Source organism: Terrisporobacter petrolearius (assembly GCF_020748185.1).
GTDB classification, from domain to species: domain Bacteria; phylum Bacillota; class Clostridia; order Peptostreptococcales; family Peptostreptococcaceae; genus Terrisporobacter; species Terrisporobacter petrolearius.
In genome coordinates this window covers 1-557 of sequence record NZ_JAHZMO010000114.1, presented here as the reverse complement: position 1 = coordinate 557, position 557 = coordinate 1, and the positions used below count along the sequence as shown (strand labels likewise).

At 53.5% G+C, this 557-nt stretch carries 2 protein-coding genes; both read left to right on the top strand.

Annotation, left to right across the window (positions count from 1 at the left end; genetic code table 11):
- Positions 1 to 256, top strand: a 256-nt coding sequence (locus tag K0040_RS19880; protein ID WP_228110422.1) for a YbfB/YjiJ family MFS transporter, incomplete at its 5' end; no start/stop codon positions are given.
- Between the two features lie 107 nt (positions 257 to 363).
- The coding region (locus K0040_RS19875; RefSeq protein ID WP_000172976.1) for an HK97 family phage prohead protease at positions 364 to 557 on the top strand (194 nt) is incomplete at its 3' end.

The following is a 557-nucleotide window of genomic DNA, read 5'->3' as shown; positions in this document are numbered from 1 at the left end:
CGTTGGCATTGGCATTGCACTGGGCAACGAATATGTTCTGGCAGGCCTGCATTTTGCCTTATCCTCGCAAACGTTATGGCAAGGCGCCGGGGCGCTTTCTGGCATGATGCTGATTGCACTTACGCTTTTAATGCCCTCGAAAAAACACGCCATCGCACCAATGCCATTGGCAAAAACGGAGCAACAGATAATGAGCTGGTGGTTACTGGCTATTCTGTACGGCCTGGCGGGATTTGGTTATATCAGATGTCCCTGAATCCGGAGCCGAAAAAGAAAGAATATGCGGTTTTTTTCGTCTAACCCGGTTCACCCTGTAACCATCATGGACGTCTGCGGCGGTTTTTTTGTTTTCAGGAGTCTGATGTGACTCTTAAACGGGCCTGCTCCCTGCTGACGGTGAAATCCTTCAGTGAGGATGAGCGGGTGATCACCGGGATTGCGTCAACGCCTTCTCCGGATCGGGATGGTGACATCCTGGAGCCGGAGGGCGCGGAGTTTGGCAGTGCGATCCCGTTTCTCTGGCAGCATGACCATTCCCGCCCGGTGGGGCAGTGTAC